We start from the raw sequence: 18,064 nt of genomic DNA, 5'->3' as shown, positions 1-18,064 counted from the left end.
AGTAATCTAGCTCATTTTCGTAATCGGCGATTATGACGTAGACGACATAACCCCAACCACCATCATGGTGGATTTTCTGAGCCGGGCCGGCGCGGACGTGCATTTTCACATCCCCCACAGAATCGACGAGGGATACGGGTTAAAGCCGGAGCACATCGACGAGGTGGCCATGCCTTTGGGTGCGGACCTGATCGTGACCGTGGACTGCGGCTCTGCAGGCCGGCCGGCTGTGGACCGGGCCGGGCAGGCCGGAATTGACGTCATTGTCACGGACCATCATGACATTGACGACATCCCCCCGGCATGTGCGGTGGTCAACCCCAAAAGAGGCGACTGTGAGGCCGGCCTGGAGCACCTGGCCGGGGTGGGCGTGGCCTTTGCCCTGCTTTTGGGGCTTCGCAAGCTTCTTCGGGAAAAGGGGTTTTTCAAAACCATTCCTGAGCCGAATTTAAAGGAAATCTGTGATCTGGTGGCCCTTGGCACCATTGCCGACATCGTGCCCCTGATCCATGAAAATCGCATTATCACAAAAATAGGGTTGCAAAGCATCAACAACAGCCCCCGACCCGGCATCCGGGCACTTGTGGATGTCTGCGGCATCACCAAACCCTCCCTGGAAACCGAGGACCTGGCTTTTCGCCTGGGCCCGCGCTTAAATGCCGCCGGCCGCATGGAGCACGCCCGCATTGCCGTGGAACTGCTGACAACAGATGATGACGAAAAGGCCGGAGTCCTTGCCAAACACGTCAACAACCTAAACACCGAGCGCCAGAATGTCGAGGCCCGGATTCTCCGACGCATTGAAATGTATCTGGAACAGTCGCCGCAAATCCTTGATCAAAAGGCCCTGGTTCTGGCCGATGCGGACTGGCATCCCGGCGTGCTCGGCATTGTGGCCTCACGGCTGGCAGACAAATACTGCCGGCCAGTTGTGCTGTTTGCCGCAGGTGCGGACATGTTGAAGGGATCGGCCAGAAGCCGGCCCGGCATTGACTTATACGAGCATCTTTCGGCGTGTTCCAACTATCTTGAAAACTTTGGCGGCCATGCCATGGCAGCCGGTCTTTCGGCCCGGCCCGGGCAGTTTCAGGATTTCTGCGCCCAATTTGCCTGCCGGATACGCGACTGCTGCCCGGAATCGGCATTTGCCGCCCGGCTGCCGGTGGACTGCGAGATCTCCTTTGATGCCCTCACCGAAACCCTTGCAGATGAGCTGGCCGGCCTGGAGCCCTTTGGTGAACAAAACCCGGAGCCGGTATTTGCGGCAAAAGACGTGGAAGTGGTTTTCTCAAAAATCATTGGCGGCCGGCACCTGCGTCTGATGCTGCGCCAGCCCGAATCCAGGGCAAAAAAAACGTTGCCTGCAGTGTGGTTTAATATTGACCCGCAGCAGCCCCTGCCCCGGCATTTGAATTGGGTCGCCTTCCGCCTTCGCTGGAATTATTACAACGGCAAAAAGGATCTGCAGCTGATCATCGAAGAAACCGCTGAAACTCTGCAAATCCAGAACTCCTGAGTTTTTTCTTGAAATCCAACGGGTATGGCTTTATGATGCAAATCTATTGTTTTTTTCAAAACCCCATAGGAAAAGGAATCGGTTATGTCCAAACGATTTCGACCGGAGAACAGCGGGGAGTCGCGCCTGATTTCCCGCATTGAGACATCCAAGGAATACGAGCGGCGCCGGGCCATCCACGCCGTGGGGGAAGTGGTCGGAGCCCTTGCCAATGCCATTTCCGCAAAGCTTCTGGAAAACCGCCTGGTGGAGACCAACAACGCCCATGCGGTGCGCGAGCAGATAGAATACTGCCTGGAAAGGCTTTCGCGCGCAGATGACTTTGACATTGACTTCCAGATCGCCCCCATGCGGAACCTGGTGGCCAACCCCCACGTGGTGACTCTCTACATCACCGGCTTTGTGATCGAGCAGCTGATCAAGCACCCGGATATCATCGACATCTACGGCTCTGATGAAGAGATTTATGGCTGCATCCACCGCCAGGTTGTCCGCTACCTCATGACCTGATGCCGCCGCTTTTCAATCCCCGCCTGGTAAATGACCCGGCCGGAGATCCGGGCCTGTTTGTTCCGTTTTTTTATGAAAAACGGGCCCTGCTGCTTGACGCAGGAGATCTTTCGGCCTTGTCTGCCAGAGATATCCTGAAAATCACCCACGTGTTTATCACCCATACGCACATGGATCATTTTATCGGCTTTGACCGGATCCTGCGCATCTGCCTGGGAAGAAACAAGGTATTGCACACCTTTGGCCCGGAAGGATTTATCGATAAAATAGCGGCACGGCTTTCCGCCTACACCTGGAACCTGGTGGAAAACTACCAGAACCCGCTTCGGATCACCGCAACCGAGATCCGCAGAAATGAACTGGTCAGCTGCATCTTTGACTGCAGCAGCCGGTTTGTCCCGCAGGATTATGCCACCCGGCGCCTTCAATCCCGGACAATTCACGTTGAACCGGCTTTTTCCGTGGATGCGGCCATTTTGGACCATGATATTGCGTGCATGGGATATGCGATAAAGGAACGGTTCAGCGTCAACATCCGCAGGGAAATACTTCAGGAAATGGGATTTTTGCCCGGCCCCTGGCTTTATGCGTTCAAGCAGGCGTTGTATGCCGAATCCGACCCGGAAAGCCTGTTTGAAATCCCCCGACAATATGCGCCAGAGAGCACACAAACGCGATTTTCCCTCCGGGAGCTGACAGACCGGCTGACCGTGGTCACAAAAGGGCACAAGATCGTCTATATCACAGATGCGGCAGGCCATGAACAAAACATGGAAAAAATGATTTCTCTGGCCCTGGATTCGGATTACTTGTTCATTGAAGCCGCCTTCCTGGATGAAGACCGCGACCTTGCCCGGCGCAAAAAACATCTCACCGCGGCTGCGGCGGGCCGGGTTGCCGCCCGGGCCCGGGCAAGGCGGCTTACCCTGTTTCACTTCTCCCCGCGCTACTCAGGAAACCGGGACCGGGTTGAGCAGGAGGCCAGAAAGGCCTGGAAAACGGCCGGAACCGAAGATGCTTTCAATCGGTTTCCATCTCGTTGAACTCCCCCTGATGCATGATCATCAACGCCAGGCGGTGAATGGCCTTTCGTTTTTCTTCAGCAGTGCGGCCCGGGTAGTTCCTGTAGGTAAGCACCACGCCGGCCAGGGACGCAAAGAAAGCCTGGGCGTTTAAACGAAGCTGGTCCGAGCCCTCGGTCTGCTCGACCACACTGGAAAACATCTTGAGAAAGTAGCGCTGGACGCTGTTGAACTTTTTCAACGCCTGAGGGTTTAACTCACCGCGGATCATGAAATGGACCATCATTTGGAAAGTGGCCTCGTTTTCAACAAGATAATCCACCACGGCAATGGCCAGCTCCTCCATATTGCCGCCGTTTTCCACCCGATCCCTGAGCCGATTTTCAATGTTGTTGATATCCCGGATCAGGGCTTCCACGAACAAATCATCCCGGCTCGGGAAATAACGGTATATGGAGGCTGCCGAAACCCCGGCCTTTAATGCAATATCTCGCATGCCGATTTCATGAAAGGATTTTTCCTCAAACAACTCCATTGCCGCTTCAATAATCAGACGCTTGCGGACTTCCCTTTCATCCTCTCGTAATTGTTCAAATGTTGATTTTTCGGGCATTTTAACTTCCTTGGAATCTATCAGATAACCGGTTTGAACAAAAAATCCTGTTTTTCAGATTATCATAGTTTGTTTATATAAACAACGTTTTTTGCATTTCTTTTTACTGGTTGGAAATTGATTCGGCTGTTTTTTTGAAACGGGTGCTGAAAATATTATGGATCTACATCTTTCAGCCCCTGCGATAGCCGGCTAAAAAAGATAGCCGGCTAAAAAAGATAGCCGGCAAAAACCATAAGCAAACAATAATATCACAATCATAAAAATTTGCAATAGGAAGTTGCTGGAAAAAGAATGGTTTTTTACCAGTTTACCGGAAGGCGGACGCGGTTGCCGGCCTTGTTTTCAAACAAAAGATAGCCGTTTTTACAGCCGAACAAAAACAGGTCCCGGGTGATTTCCACATCCTTTTTGCAGTATACAATGATCTCATCAAGGCGGCCCTGCTTCCACCAGGTTAAGGCCTGCAGTCCGTCCCCGTTTTTCTGCGCCCCCAGGCTGACCCGCGCCAGGTGATCCAGTGACAGGCGGTATCCCAGACGGGTGTGGACGTCTTCGAGGATGTCGAGAGTGGGGATTTGCTGCCAGGAAAAGGTCACATAACCGGAGAGCACAAGGTAATCAAAACGCTTGATGTTAAAGCCCACCACCAGGTCCAGGCTGTTGATATGATCCATGAGTGCCGCGATTTCATAATCCCGGTAAACCGCAAAATCGTTTTTTTGCGCGTCATAGAGTACCGCACAGCTTACGCCCATTTTACCGGCCCGGGACCACCCGCCGACTTCTTCGGCGCTTTTCTGGGTTTCAATATCAAGCACCCCGTAGCGGCGGATGTTGGCGTAAACCGATTGCGTGGCTCCGGACCGACCGGAATCCGTGGTTATGGCAGGGCCTGGGACCTCCTGTTCTCCCCGGTGATCGGGATTTTGCATTGAGTTTTTCTCAATGAGCCTTTCAATGATAAATTGCGCCGCATCCTTGTCAATGGGGCGGTTTCCTGATCCGCACTTTGGCGAATGCACGCATGCCGGACACCCGGATTCACATTCACAGTCTGAAACCGCATTCAGGGTCTGGTCCATCAGATCCCCTGCCCTGGCCCAGGCGCTTTTGCACAGGCCGATGCCGCCGGGAAAGGCATCATAGACAAAAACAGCCGCACTCTGCACCTGGGGATGAAACGGGGTGGAAATACCGGCCAGATCGTCGCGGTCACACAGCACCAAAAGCGGACATATGCCGATGGCCGCATGTTCCAGCGCGTGGATGCCGCCCATGAAATGCATTTCCGCGTTTTCTGTTTTTTCCTGGATTCCAGCCGGAATTGCAATCCAAAGCCCCTCGGTTTCAAACACCTGGGGCGGGAGATCCAGGGCCATGATATTGATCCGCTTCTGGTCCCGGATCTGGCGACGCTCATAGCCGGTGACCTGATCTGTGACCCGCAGCCGGCCAAAACCCACCCAGGTGGAACCCAGGGGTTTGCGGCTGTATTCCTCCAGGATTTCGGTCTGTTTGCTTGCCCGCACCCGGGTGTAGTAGTTCGGGTTGGCCCGGGACACTGTGACGGTTTTTGTTTCCGGGTCCAGACGGTCCACCCGGAAGCTGGTTCCCAGATGCAGATACACGGCCCCGGGATGGGTCTCCCGGAAGGCCCGGAAGCCGTCCACCTCGCCCATGTTTTCCCCGGTTTTTCCGTCAATGATGTTATACCGGCTGCCCGATCCCCGCAGGTCAATGTGGCGGTGGGGCTGCTTTCGGGCCGCGTAATAAAGGCCCCCGGCCTCGGAGCGCAGCAGATGTCCCTTTTGCACCAGGCGGGCAAGGCTGTCTTTTACCCGGGTTTCGGGAAACACCGGATCATCTGCGGCCAAGGGCTTTTCAGCAGCAGCGCACACCAGATGCTTTTCCAGCAGGTCGGTGTTATCCGGATTGACCATGGCCGACTCCGGGGCCATGTTGACCACGTCTGCGGCATGGCGCATGATGTACTGATCCAGGGCGTCTTCGCCGGCGATCATGACAATGGCCGCATCCCGGCCGGATCTGCCCACCCGGCCCCCGCGCTGGCGGGTGGCCATGACGGTTCCGGGATAGCCCACGAGAATGCACAAGTCCAGATCACCGATATCAATTCCCAGCTCCAGGGCGCTGGTGGAAATCACTGCCAGAAGCTCGCCGGTGACCAGTTTCTGCTCGATTTCCCGGCGCTCCTCAGGCAGAAACCCGGCCCTGTAAGCACTGATCCGGCCGGCATTCGCCCCTTTCTGGCTTCCGGCCCACAAGGAAATCAGTTCTGTCATTTTTCTGGACTGGCAGTAGACAATGGTGCGAAGCTGCCGGTGCAGGGCGGCCTTGAGCAGCAAAATGGCGGTTCTCGCCGGGCTGTCCACGGGATTGATAAACACCAGGTGCCGCTTTCCCTCGGGCGCTCCGGCCTGTTCCACGGACCTGACATCCAGGCCGGTTAAGGCCGAGGCCAGATCCCCGGGATTGCCGATGGTCGCCGAACTGAACACGAATACGGGATCGGCCCCGTATTCCGCGCAGATCCGGCGGAACCGGCGCAGCACCTGGGCCATGTGAGAGCCCAGAATCCCGCGGTAGGTGTGGACCTCGTCGATGACCACAAACTGCAGCCCGGAAAGAAACCCGGCCCATTTCTCGTGATGGGCCAGAAATGTCAAATGCAGCATCTCCGGGTTGGTCATGATCACGTTAGGGGAATTTTCCCGGATTTTTTTGCGCCGCCAAGCGGTGGTGTCTCCGTCATAGATGGCCGCAGTGGGCGAAAATCCGGCAAAAGACCCGCTCATCTCCACAAACGTGCGCAGCTGATCCTGGGCCAGGGCCTTTAACGGAAACAAATACAGGGCCCGGGCCCCGGGGTCCTGCAAAATGCGCTCAATGACCGGAAGGTTGTAGATCAGGGTCTTGCCGCTGGCCGTGGGCGTTGCCACCACAACGTGGCCGCGATTGCGGATCATTGAAATGGCCTCGTATTGATGACTATAAAGGGCGTTTATGCCGATTTGCGCCAGCAGGGCGGAAAGTTCGGGTTCTTTGCCGGAATCGGCGAATCTGGCTTTTTTTTCCGCCAGGCGGGTGTGATAGACCACCTGGCTGCCCAGTCGCACCGATGTTTTGAGCGACTCCACGTATTCATGGATGCCGCCGGATTGGCTAGGGTGTGACATTGTATGAATGCATGCCGGTGGTTGAACTTGTTTTTTCAGATGATTCAGACACAGGGGCGAAAACCGAAAATATAAGGGATTCAAGCACGGCCCGGGGTGAGGTTCCCGTGCTTTTCATGGCCAGGTCCGCCCGGGCAATGGCGGCAAGGGCCTGGCTTAACTCATGGCCGGTAAACCGGTCTGCCTGGATAAACACCTGGTAAACCGGATACGCGTTTTTGGGATTTTTTGCAATGACCATATCCGTTCCGGCCTTGTCCTTTCCGGATCCCGGCGTGATTTCGAGATCTTGCCCGGCCTGGACAGCATAGGCGGCAACAGCCTTGTCATGCTCTATCACCTGGGGCAGGACCCGGGCCTTGAACTGATCAAAGGACAAGGATGGTTTCCACTCGCTGCCCCCGGGGGTGTCTTCCACAAAGCTTTTGACCGCCAGTATCCGGCGCACCTGGTTGGCGGCCGCGGCAAGAAGCTGCATGGGATGATAACCGGAAGCCAGCAGGGAATCCAGGTAATACAGGGCCAGATCCGGCCGGCGTTCAGCCAGTGCCCCGGTAAACAGGTATATGGGATCCTCCCGGGTTTTTTCCAGGACCTCGGCCGCATCCGCGGCCATGATCCGGGAGTGCTCCGCGGTATACAAGGCCAGCTTTTCCAGGTTGTTGACAAAGCTGCGGGGATCAAACCCGGTAAGATCGAAAATGTGCTCAAACGCGGCTGGCTCAAGGTTTTTTTTTCGCGGCCCGAGGGTTTCGGCGGCCAGCTGCCGGAGCACCTGCCGCTGTTCGTCCAGATCCGCCTTGCGGCTGCCTGTGGCCACCGCGCAGTTAATGACCGTGCCGGCAGCGGCAACCGCTTTGTAAAGCCGCTTTCGTTTATCCGCCCTGGAAGTGACAATTATCAGGTGATGATTTTTGGGAAAACCCCTTTCCACGGCCGCCTCGAGAATGGCCGCGTCATTTGCGGTCTGGCCCCCCTGGCCTTTGGTTTCCCCGCCCTGGCCGGTGCCTGTGCCAAACAAAGCCGGGGCTTCATATACCACCACGCGGGGGCCGGAAAAAAAGGAAAACGTACCAACGCTTTCAACCGCTTGGCTGGCACCCTGCCCTTCTCCTGCATCAATGACCTCCAGGCTTACCTGGCGGGTCTGCTCATCGGGGATCAGCGCTTCCACAAGGGATTGTCTGGCGCGCCGGCACAGGTAGGGCTCCCCGAATATCAGGTAAACCGGTGAAAACCCGTTTTTTTGGCAGGCCTCCAGGTGGCGGCCTGTTTGCCTGTGGCTGATTTCACTCATCGGCTCTGGTCATTTCCCTTGTTTTTGCAGCATCCAAATCATCAAAACAAGCGCTGCGGCCGCAGCAGACAATCCCATCACCTGTGATACAGAAAGCACGCCGGCCAGAAACGCGCCCCGGTCATCGCCCCTGTAAATTTCGATAAAAGAGCGGGCAATGCCGTAAAACATGACGTAGTATAAAAACAACTGGCCTTCAAAACGCCTTTTGGAGCGAAGCAGCAACAGCAGGCCGAATATGGCCAGATTGGCCGCGGCCGAATACAACTGGGTTGGATGAACCGGCGTGTTTAAGGGCGCCAGGGAGTGAGCATCGTGAAATGTCACCGCCCAGGGCAGATCACATTGGCTGCCGTGGCAGCATCCGGCAAAAAAACAGCCCAGCCGACCAAAGGCATGACCCAGGGGCACGGCCATGGCCGCAATATCTGCGGTCAGCCAAAACGGCAGGCTGTGGGCGCGGATAAAAATCACAGCCGTCATCAAGGCTGCGACAAACCCGCCGTAAAACACCAGCCCGCCACTCCAGATCTTAAACACCTCCAGGGGATTGGCAATAAAATAATCCCCGTTGATGGCCACGTAAAAAAGCCTGGAGCCCACAATTGCGGCAATGACCAAAAAAAAGCACAGATCCGTAATCCGGTCCGGATCAATCCCCCAGCGCCGGGCCTGGGACCGGGCAAACACGATTGCGGCCAGTGCGCCCGCGGCGACGAAAAAACCATAAGTATAAACGGTCACAGGCCCGATTTCAAACAATACCGGAAACATATTTATCCTTTAAGTAAAACTTTCATTTTAACTTTATAATCATCTGAAATTTCTTTTCTTATTCACAATGTCTTTTTAAAAAACACATGCCAGGCAAAAATGATCATGCCGATGGTAATGGCGCTGTCTGCCACGTTAAAGGCCGGCCAGTGCCAGGTCCGAATATAAACATCGAGAAAGTCAATGACCTGGCCGTATCTGAGCCTGTCAATGAGATTGCCAACGGCGCCGGCAAGCACCAGGCTCAGGCCGGCTGCCAGCACGGGCTGCTCCGGCGGGGTTTGAACATAGAGATAAATGATCAGGCCCAGGGCTGCCAGTGTGACCAGGATGAAAATCCCTGCCATCCACAGCCCGGCATTGTCTGAAAACAGCCCGAACGCACCTCCGGGGTTTCGGTAATGAACAATGTTGAAAAATCCGGGCACCACTGCGATACGTTCGTATAAGGGCACCAGGCTGACAACGGCGAATTTGGATGCCTGGTCGGCTGCAATCACAAAAGCGGTCAACGCAGCAAACAGCCCGTGCCTTTTTGATCCGGAACTCAAGATGTCTCCTGTGCAGCGGATTCGGCCAGGGACGCAGCGCATCTGCGGCAAATGCCAGGCTGATCTTCATCGTGGCCCACGCTCGGGTCATGGACCCAGCAGCGCTGGCATTTTTCCGCATCAGAGGGCTGAACCCGGATCTTGATGCGCTCCATAGCGGTTTGCTCAAAATCGGCATCCGCATCTCCCAGGGAAACCAGATCCACTGCAGAGACAATAAAAAAGCTGCGCAGATCCTGTTTATATGATGCCAGCAGCTCATAAAGGGTTGAGGCCGCGGCAATGGTTAAGTGCGCATCCAGTGAATGGCCGATGGTTTTTTCCGCCCTGGCCGCCTCCATAACCCGGGTGGCCTCCCCGCGGATCTGCAGCAGTTTCTCCCACCGGGCCGCCAAGTCCGCATCCGTGAAATCCGGACGAATTTCGGGAAACACGGCCAGATGCACGCTGGACTGCTTGCGGTGCCAGTCCGGGGCGTACGACCAGATCTCTTCTGCTGTAAAGGGCAGCACCGGTGCCATGATCCGGACAAGGGCCGAAAGGGTGTGAAACATCACGGTCTGGGCCGATCGCCGGGCCCGGGACCGATCCGGGGACGTGTAGAGACGGTCTTTTAAAATATCGAGATACACCGAGGAAAGATCAATGGTGCAGTAATTGTACAGGGAGTGATAGACCACGTGATAATCATATTTTTCATAAGCGGCCGTGCATCTGCCCACAAGGTTTTGCAGGCGGTGGAGCATGTAGCGGTCCATGTCCGGCATCTGCCCGTAGCTGACCCGGTCTTTTTCCGGATCAAAATCATAGAGGTTGCCCAGCATGAACCGGCAGGTGTTGCGGATCCGGCGGTAGGCGTCACTTAGCTGCTTTAAGATATTGTCTGAAATCCGGATATCGTCCTTGTAATCCGAGGCCGCCACCCATAGCCGCAGTATTTCCGCTCCGTACTTGTCAATCACCTTCTTTGGGGCAATCACGTTGCCCACGGATTTGGACATCTTTCTGCCCTCCCCGTCGACCACAAACCCATGGGTGAGAACCGAGCGGTAGGGGGCCTTGTCCTTTAATCCCACTGCGGTGAGAAGAGAGCTGTGAAACCAGCCCCGGTGCTGGTCCGAGCCTTCCAGGTAAAGATCGGCCGGCCAGGTCAGGTTGTCTCTGGCATCCAGGACCGCGGCGTGGCTGACCCCGGAGTCAAACCACACATCCAGGATATCGGTTTCCTTGTCAAACTCCGTGTGCCCGCATTTTTCACAACACGTGTTTTGCGGCAGAAAATAAGCGGCATCCTTTTGAAACCAGATGTCTGCCCCGTTTTCCAGAAATGCCCCATACACCCGGTCCACCACCTCCCGGCTGATCATGAGCTCGCCGCATTGGGCGCAGTAAAACACGGCAATGGGCACCCCCCAGGATCGCTGGCGGGACACGCACCAATCCGGCCGGTTGGCGATCATGGAATAGATCCGCTCCCGGCCCCAAGCCGGAATCCATTTCACCGTGTCAATGGCTTGCAGGGCTTTTTGGCGCAGGCCGGTGCGGTCCATGGAAATAAACCACTGGGGCGTGGCCCGGAAGATCACCGGTTTTTTGCACCGCCAGCAATGGGGATAGGAATGGGTCATGTTCTGCCGGGCCAAAAGCATGCCGTCTGCATGAAGCCGTTCAATGATGCCGGAATCGGCCTCAAACACGAACTGTCCGGAAAATTCCGGGACGTCTGAGGTGATCCGGCCGCTGTCATCCACCGGAGAATAGGCATCCAGGCCGTAGGAAAGCCCCACCTCGTAGTCCTCCCGGCCATGGCCCGGGGCAGTGTGCACGCACCCGGTGCCGGCTTCCAGGGTCACATGACCGGCTAAAACAATCAGCGAGCTTTGGTCCAGAAACGGATGCCGGCATTCTCGCTTTTCAAGGTCCGCGGGATTGATATTGGCCAGAATCTGGTAGTCGGTGATCCCAAAGATCGGCATGCAAGTCTCCACCAGGTCCCGGGCCAGGATCAGGACCCCGTGATCTGGTATTTCCACCGCGCAGTAAGCAAAATCCGGGTGCAGGGCCACGGCCAGGTTGGCCGGCAGGGTCCAGGGCGTGGTGGTCCAGATCACCAGGGAAACATCTTTTCCCGCCAGAGCCGGGTCGATCTGCCCGGGATCATCTGCCAGGGGAAACCGGACATAGATGGACGGCGAGGCCTCGTTGGCATACTCGATCTCGGCTTCAGCCAGGGCGGTTTTACACGATGAGCACCAGTAAATGGGCTTTTTGGAGCGAAACAGACTGCCCTGGAGGGCAAATTCCCCGCACTGGCGGGCGATCTCCGCCTCATAGGCATAACTCATGGTCAGGTACGGATCATCCCACTGGCCCATCACGCCCAGGCGCTTGAATTCGTTTCGCTGAATATCAATGTATTTTTCCGCATATTTGCGGCATTCCTGGCGGATTTCAACGGCGGACATGTTTTTTTTCTTCGGCCCCAGGGCCTTGTCCACGTTGTGCTCAATGGGCAGGCCGTGGCAGTCCCAGCCGGGTACGTATTCCGCATTGTAGCCGGTCATCTGCATGGAGCGCACAACAATATCTTTTAAAATCTTGTTTAAGGCCGTGCCGATATGAATATTGCCGTTGGCATAAGGGGGGCCGTCGTGAAGAATAAAGGGCCTGCGGGTAGCCGAATCCTTGCGGATCATGTCATAGAGGTTTAACGATTCCCATTTTTTGAGCTGTTCCGGTTCCCGGTTGGCCAGGTTGGCCTTCATGGGAAAACCGGTCTTGGGCAGATTCAGTGTTTTTTTATAATCCATCTCAGCCACCTTGTATTCTTGGGATCTGTTTGCATGGGCATTAACCGACTCAAAAGCTTTTAAATTTATGTCAAGGCCATGGAATATGTCAAGGACTTTGACATTGCGCGCGCGGGTGTTTTGCTTGACAGGATCAAAACCCGCAGCTTATACCGGAAAAGAAAACCATCGACTGCCGTGGAAAACCACGACGACAAAAACAGCAAAAACCGAAGAATTCCCGGAAAATACCATGATTGCAGTGGTCCAGCGGGTAAAAAACGCCTCGGTGTCTGTTGACGGCACACAGATCAGCGCCATTGGCGCGGGTCTGCTGGTGCTGCTGGGCGTGGCCGACACCGATGAATCCAAAGATATTTCCTATGTGGCCGACAAGGTCGTCAACCTGCGCATATTTGCAGACGAGCAGGGCAAGATGAACAAATCCCTGGCAGACACGGATGGCCAGATGCTTGTGGTTTCCCAGTTCACCCTGCTGGGCGACTGCCGCAAAGGGCGCAGGCCCTCGTTTGCCCATGCCGCAAATCCGCATAAGGCCGAATCCTTTTACCTGGAATTTGCCGAACATGTGCGCCAAAAGGGCATTGACGTGCAGACCGGACAATTTCAGGCCATGATGGATGTCAGTTTGGTCAATGACGGCCCGGTGACCCTGACGGTGGAAAGCAGGCCCGGATCATGAAACCCAAAAACACTGCATCCGTGCCCGGAACGTCTTTGACGTCATGGATCTGCTGTCTTTTGATTTCGCTGCTGCCCGCAGCAGCCGCGGCCGGCACCTGGCAGGACGTGGATCAGATGATCGGCCAGAATGATTCAGCGGCTGTGTTTGCCCCGGACTGCCGGGTCATGTACTCTAAAAATGCGGATCAAATGCAAATCCCGGCATCCACGCTCAAGGTGCTCACCGCCCTGTGCGCCATAGAGCGCCTGGGCCCCGGCTTCCGGTTTGAAACCCGGTTTTATCGCAATGACAAAAACGACCTGATCATCAAGGGATACGGCGATCCTTTGCTGGTCAGCGAACAGGTGGCAGAAATCGCCAAAATTCTGGCCGGCCGGATCCGGCGGGTGCGGCATCTGATTCTGGATGACACATGGGCGGATCCCGGGATCGACATTCCGGGCACCCGGGCGCGCTCCCTGCAGCCCTATGACGCCCCGGCCGGGGCATTGTGTGTGAATTTCAACACCGTGGTTGCAGAAAGACGCAACAATACCTGGATCAGCGCGGAGCCCCAGACCCCGCTTCTGCCCCTTGCCAAAAAGCGACTGAACCAAATGCAGCCCAAGTCGGGGCGGATTCTTTTGTCTTCGGCAAACCAGGACAACCTGATCTACGCCGGCCAGTTGTTTGCCCATTTTCTCGGCAGACACGGCCTTGCCCCGACCGGAGAAATCCGCGCGGCAAAAGCCAATCCGGACACCGGCCAACTCGTATACTGCCACAGGTCGGCCTTTGCACTCACAGAGGTTGTCTCGCAGATCATGGCTTATTCCAACAATTTCATGACCAATCAGGTTTTGCTGGCGTTGGGGGCGGAAAAATACAGCCCGCCGGCCACACTGAAAAAAGGCGTGGCTGTGCTTTCCGATTTTGCCGCCCAAAAGCTGGGCATATCCCCGCAGATTGTCGAAGGTTCGGGCATTTCCAGGAAAAACCGAATCAGCGCAAACATGTTCGGCCCTGTACTTTGCGCATTTGCCCCGTATCATGGGCTGTTAACGGAGGAAAACGGAATTTTTTATAAAACCGGTACATTGAGCGGCATCCAGACCCGGGTGGGATTTGTTTCCCACAAGGGCGGGCTATACGGCTTTGCCGTGCTGATCAACACCCCGAAAAAACCGGCCGCTTCCGTGGTCAATGCCATTGCACGCTGTATCCGGCAAAACTGACATGGCTGGATTTGAAACCGAAGAATGGATTGTGACACTGCAGTGCCGCATCTACAAAAGGGAAGGCTCCTGCCCGCTTGTGATGGAGGCATAGGCGTTGTGGTTGTGAATGGACTCGTAGTTTTCCACGCCCACGGCAAACCAGGTAATGTTTTTGTCCGCCTTTAACTCCAGGGCAATGTCGCGGACAATGTCTTCCACGAACTTGGGGTTGGAAAAGCCTTTTTCAGTGACATGTTTTTCATCCGAACGCTTGAGCACCGAATACACGTCACAGGAGGCGGTGCGCTCCACAAGCGCAACCATGTCCTCGATCCAGATAAATTTCTTAAACCGGGTGCTCAGATACACCTTGCCCCGCTGGTTGTGGGCACCATAGTCACTGATTTCCTTGGAACAGGGACAGACCGAGGAGATGGGCACCAGGACCTCGGAAACCAGGTCCACGCTGGATCTGGAGTTCACCGAGCCGATAAACCGGCAGGTATAGTCCATGAGTCCGGGTGATCCCGTGACCGGGGCCTGCTTTTCAATGAAAAACGGAAAAGTGACCTCGATGTGGGCCGATTCCGCGTTGAGATGAGCCTTCATCTGGTTGAGGATATCCGAGAAGGTTTTTAAGGAAAGCTTGGGCCGAAACAGGTGCAGCAGTTCCACAAACCGGCTCATGTGCGTGCCCTTGCATTCATGGGGCAAATCCACGTACATGTTGATGGACGCCACAGTGTGCTGATGGCCGTTGTTGCGGTCCAGCACGGTCACGGGATAACGCAGGCCCTTGATGCCGACCTTGTTGATGGCAATGTTGCGGTAATCGCGCTCATTCTGAACGTCTTTCATGGTCCGTTCAATTTTGAGCCGCCGCAGTTCCGCCTCGGTTTCGTCGATCATTTTTGTCAAACCGTTGTCCCTGTTTTCTCCGGTGGTCCGGGCATCAGCGCAGCCGGCCTGCCGGTTTGAGCATGTAATCCATGTTGATGTGGCCCAAAGATCTGAACATGTTGTTTTTGATCTTTTTTTTGCCCCGGGTCAGGCCCGCCACGATCTCCTTGATTTCCCGTCGCTTGGAGCTGTCCCCCGAGGGGCACGGATTGACAAACTCCGGAAAATCCATTGCTGCCGCAAACCGCCGGAGCCGGTCTTCATCCACATAAGCCAGGGGGCGGATGATGGTGAATTTGCCGTCAAACATCTGCTGGGCCGGCCGCATGGTGCTCATGACCCCTGTATAACACATGTTGATGAAAAATGTCTCCAGGATATCATCCTTGTGATGCCCCAACGCGATTTTGCTGCACCCGGTTTCCTCCGCCTTTTCAAAAATCCGCTGCCGCCGTCTGCGGGCGCACAAAAAACACGGGTTTTCCAGATTTTCATCGCTGTGGGCCACAATCCCGTGATCCGTGTATTCCACCTGCAGTTCCAGGTCAAGCTGCCTGCGGCACCACTGCTGCAGCTCTGAAGCAAAACCACCGTCAAACCCGGGATCCACATACAGGGGCACCAGTTGGTAGTCAATGGGAATGCGCCGCAGCCGCTCGGCAAGCATCCACAGCAGGCCCAGGCTGTCCTTGCCCCCGGATACACCCACCAGGATGCGATCTCCGGCAGAGATCAGGTCATAGTCATGAATCACCCGGCCCATGTCCCGGTTGACGGCTTTGTAGGAATAATCCGACATGTGCTCAAAAAAACCTGTCAGTCGGTTTCAGGATCCGGTTCCGGGGTGTCTTCCTCCGGGCCGGATGCCACCGGATTTTCAGGTTCAGTGCCGGCACCCGCATTGACTTCCACGTCATCCGGGATAAAGGTCTCTTCGGCATGTTCGGTAACAAATACTTTTCCGGCCGCAATTTCCCGCAGGGCCGCCACGATATCTCCGTTGCTCGGCGCCTTGATCAGGCGGTCGGTGCCTTCCCGAAGCTGCCGGACGCGCTTTGCTGCCGTGTGCACCAACAGAAAACGGTTCGGAATGCGCTTCAGACAATCTTCCACAGTAACCCTTGCCATAGGTGCAACCCTCCTTTATTTAAACAATATCCGCAAGTTCGTAATTTCTGCGGCCGCCCGGGGCGTTGATGACGATTTCATCCCCAAGCTTTCTGCCGATAATGGCTTTTCCCAGAGGGGATTCAACCGAGATGCGCCCCTCCTTGATATTGGATTCCTCCGGACCCACCAGCTGATAGCTAACCTCGTCGCCGGTATCAATGTTTTCCAGCACAACCGTGCAGCCAAACACGGCCTTGTCCTTTGGCAGGGTGTCGGGATCGATCACCTCGGCATTGGCCAGCTTGTATTCCAGCTCGTTGATCCGGGCGTCGAGAAAACTCTGGCGCTCCTTTGCCGCGGAAAACTCGGCGTTTTCCGATAAATCCCCGTGGGCCCGGGCCTCCTCGATTGCACGGATATTGCCGGGCCGTTCAACTTTTCGAAGCTGGTGAAGCTCTTTTTTTAAGGATTCAAACCCTTGTCTGGTGATCGGTACCTGTCTCACAATCCTTCCCCTGTTATCCGGTTTTAATATAATCGGCCACCAGGCTGCCCACCTCTGCGGTGGTATAACCCATTTTGCCTGCAGCCACATCCTTGAGATCGTCTTTCAGCACTTTTTTCACGGCTTCTTCCACGTCTGCTGCAGCTTTTTCCTCTCCCAGGGCTTCGAGCAGCAGCTGGGCCGAACTGATGGCTGCCAGCGGGTTGATGATCTGCTTGCCTGCGTACCTGGGCGCGGAGCCGCCAATGGGCTCAAACATGGAAACCCCTTCGGGATTGAGATTGCCGCCTGCGGCAATGCCCATGCCCCCCTGGATCATGGCACCAAGGTCGGTGATGATGTCGCCGAACATGTTATCCGTGACAATAACGTCAAACCACTCGGGATTTTTGACCATCCACATGCAGGTGGCATCCACGTGAGCATAATCGGTTTCAATATCCGGGTATTCTTTGGCCACTTCGTAAAAGGCGCGCTCCCATAGATCAAATGCATAGGTGAGCACGTTGGTTTTGCCGCACAGGGTGACCTTTTTCTTTTGATTGCGCTTCCGGCAGTATTCAAATGCAAAGCGGATGCAGCGCTCAACGCCTTTGCGCGTGTTAATCGATTCCTGAACTGCCACCTCATCCGGAGTGCCCCGCTTTAAAATGCCGCCGGCACCCGCATACAGGCCTTCGCTGTTTTCCCGGATAACCACGAAATCAATATCTGCAGGACCCTTGTCCTTTAATGGCGTGCCCACGCCTTCGTAGAGCTTAACCGGCCGAAGATTGATATACTGGTCAAGCTCAAAGCGAAGCTGCAGCAGCAGGCCTTTTTCCAGGATCCCGGGTTTGACATCCGGATGGCCGATGGCGCCCAAAAAAATGCCGTCCTGGGTGCGAAGCTCGTCAATGACATTTTCCGGCAGGATTTCACCGGTTTTCATATAATGCTCCCCGCCCAGGGGATAATGTTTGAATTGAAACGAAAATCCGTGTTTCAGTGCCGCCCGCTCAAGCACTTTCAGTCCTTCGTCCACCACTTCCGGTCCGGTTCCGTCGCCGGGTATCACGGCGATGTTATAGGATTTTCCCATTGATGTCCTCTTTTTTGTATTGCAATTACGCGGTTGCAGGTTGTTTTTCCCGGATGCGCTGCGCTGTGTCATCTGATGTGTTATTGCATATATCCCATGATGGTCTGGCCCGCCTTGACCTTGTCGCCCACGCGGACCGCCGGTTCAGTATTTTCCGGCAGATACAGATCCACCCGGGAGCCAAAGCAAATCATGCCGAAACGCTGACCTGCGGTCATGTTCTGATTTTGCGCGACAGTGCAGATAATTCTGCGTGCCACCAGGCCGGCGACCTGAACCACTGCGATTTCATGT

17 protein-coding genes are annotated in these 18,064 nt (G+C 55.4%); 5 read left to right on the top strand and 12 right to left on the bottom strand.

Translation table 11 applies throughout. The annotated features are described in order from the left end of the window. The first annotated feature begins 13 nt into the window (after positions 1-13). The 3 genes from recJ to R6U41_RS12300 all read left to right on the top strand — a co-directional run bounded on the left by recJ (position 14) and on the right by R6U41_RS12300 (position 3,069). On the top strand, positions 14-1,516 hold the full coding sequence (gene recJ, locus R6U41_RS12310) for a single-stranded-DNA-specific exonuclease RecJ (RefSeq protein ID WP_410270132.1): 1,503 nt from the start codon (positions 14-16) through the stop codon (positions 1,514-1,516). Between the two features lie 84 nt (positions 1,517-1,600). After that, positions 1,601-2,026, top strand: a complete 426-nt coding sequence (locus R6U41_RS12305; protein WP_410270129.1) for a hypothetical protein — start codon at positions 1,601-1,603, stop codon at positions 2,024-2,026. Next, positions 2,026-3,069, top strand: a complete 1,044-nt coding sequence (locus tag R6U41_RS12300; protein ID WP_410270128.1) for a ribonuclease Z — start codon at positions 2,026-2,028, stop codon at positions 3,067-3,069. Before R6U41_RS12305 ends, R6U41_RS12300 begins: the two co-directional genes overlap by 1 nt. On the opposite strand, the gene R6U41_RS12295 is transcribed toward R6U41_RS12300, so the two are convergent. From R6U41_RS12295 to ileS, 6 genes are all read right to left on the bottom strand, one after another. Then, positions 3,047-3,661, bottom strand: a complete 615-nt coding sequence (locus R6U41_RS12295; protein WP_410270127.1) for a TetR/AcrR family transcriptional regulator — start codon at positions 3,659-3,661, stop codon at positions 3,047-3,049. The two genes, R6U41_RS12300 and R6U41_RS12295, sit on opposite strands and share 23 nt — an antisense overlap. Before the next feature lie 302 nt (positions 3,662-3,963). Further along, positions 3,964-6,861, bottom strand: coding sequence for a DEAD/DEAH box helicase (locus R6U41_RS12290; protein WP_410270126.1), 2,898 nt, complete (start codon positions 6,859-6,861; stop codon positions 3,964-3,966). Beyond that, positions 6,848-8,158: a DNA polymerase III subunit delta gene (gene holA, locus R6U41_RS12285; protein ID WP_410270125.1), complete on the bottom strand. Its 1,311-nt coding sequence runs from the start codon at positions 8,156-8,158 to the stop codon at positions 6,848-6,850. The genes R6U41_RS12290 and holA overlap by 14 nt, the downstream gene beginning before the upstream one ends. Before the next feature lie 9 nt (positions 8,159-8,167). Then, complete coding sequence (gene lgt / locus R6U41_RS12280) at positions 8,168-8,932, bottom strand: prolipoprotein diacylglyceryl transferase (protein WP_410270124.1); 765 nt, start codon at positions 8,930-8,932, stop codon at positions 8,168-8,170. 62 nt (positions 8,933-8,994) lie between these two features. Continuing rightward, positions 8,995-9,483 (bottom strand): signal peptidase II, encoded by a 489-nt coding sequence (gene lspA, locus R6U41_RS12275; RefSeq protein WP_410270123.1) that lies wholly within the window; start codon positions 9,481-9,483, stop codon positions 8,995-8,997. Further along, entirely contained in the window at positions 9,480-12,293 is a 2,814-nt protein-coding gene (gene ileS, locus R6U41_RS12270; protein ID WP_410270122.1) for an isoleucine--tRNA ligase, read from the bottom strand. Before ileS ends, lspA begins: the two co-directional genes overlap by 4 nt. Before the next feature lie 232 nt (positions 12,294-12,525). Here ileS and dtd point away from each other — a divergent pair, with 232 nt between their 5' ends. Together dtd and R6U41_RS12260 are read left to right on the top strand one after the other, a co-directional pair. Further along, the gene (gene dtd, locus R6U41_RS12265) at positions 12,526-12,975 is read left to right on the top strand and encodes a D-aminoacyl-tRNA deacylase (protein WP_410270131.1); all 450 of its coding nucleotides are present in this window, start codon (positions 12,526-12,528) and stop codon (positions 12,973-12,975) included. Continuing rightward, a complete protein-coding gene (locus R6U41_RS12260) occupies positions 12,972-14,192 on the top strand; it encodes a D-alanyl-D-alanine carboxypeptidase/D-alanyl-D-alanine-endopeptidase (RefSeq protein ID WP_410270121.1) in 1,221 nt (406 codons plus the stop codon). The genes dtd and R6U41_RS12260 overlap by 4 nt, the downstream gene beginning before the upstream one ends. Before the next feature lie 51 nt (positions 14,193-14,243). Here the strand turns inward: R6U41_RS12260 and folE2 are convergent, their stop codons facing one another. The 6 genes from folE2 to R6U41_RS12230 form a co-directional block, all read right to left on the bottom strand. Continuing rightward, positions 14,244-15,032, bottom strand: a complete 789-nt coding sequence (gene folE2 / locus R6U41_RS12255; RefSeq protein ID WP_410270130.1) for a GTP cyclohydrolase FolE2 — start codon at positions 15,030-15,032, stop codon at positions 14,244-14,246. Positions 15,033-15,126: 94 nt separating this feature from the next. Continuing rightward, on the bottom strand, positions 15,127-15,873 hold the full coding sequence (locus R6U41_RS12250) for an ATP-binding protein (RefSeq protein ID WP_410270120.1): 747 nt from the start codon (positions 15,871-15,873) through the stop codon (positions 15,127-15,129). Positions 15,874-15,890: 17 nt separating this feature from the next. Next, positions 15,891-16,202: a DNA-directed RNA polymerase subunit omega gene (rpoZ, locus tag R6U41_RS12245; protein ID WP_410270119.1), complete on the bottom strand. Its 312-nt coding sequence runs from the start codon at positions 16,200-16,202 to the stop codon at positions 15,891-15,893. A gap of 19 nt (positions 16,203-16,221) precedes the next feature. Next, a complete protein-coding gene (greA, locus tag R6U41_RS12240) occupies positions 16,222-16,689 on the bottom strand; it encodes a transcription elongation factor GreA (protein ID WP_410270118.1) in 468 nt (155 codons plus the stop codon). Between the two features lie 13 nt (positions 16,690-16,702). Next, on the bottom strand, positions 16,703-17,770 hold the full coding sequence (locus R6U41_RS12235) for a 3-isopropylmalate dehydrogenase (RefSeq protein ID WP_410270117.1): 1,068 nt from the start codon (positions 17,768-17,770) through the stop codon (positions 16,703-16,705). A gap of 80 nt (positions 17,771-17,850) precedes the next feature. After that, a partial coding sequence (locus R6U41_RS12230; RefSeq protein ID WP_410270116.1) for a phosphatidylserine decarboxylase occupies positions 17,851-18,064 on the bottom strand: 214 nt, incomplete at its 5' end.

This window comes from Desulfosalsimonas sp. (assembly GCF_046483245.1).
GTDB lineage: Bacteria > Desulfobacterota > Desulfobacteria > Desulfobacterales > Desulfosalsimonadaceae > Desulfosalsimonas.
This window is presented reverse-complemented; position numbering and strand designations above follow the sequence as displayed.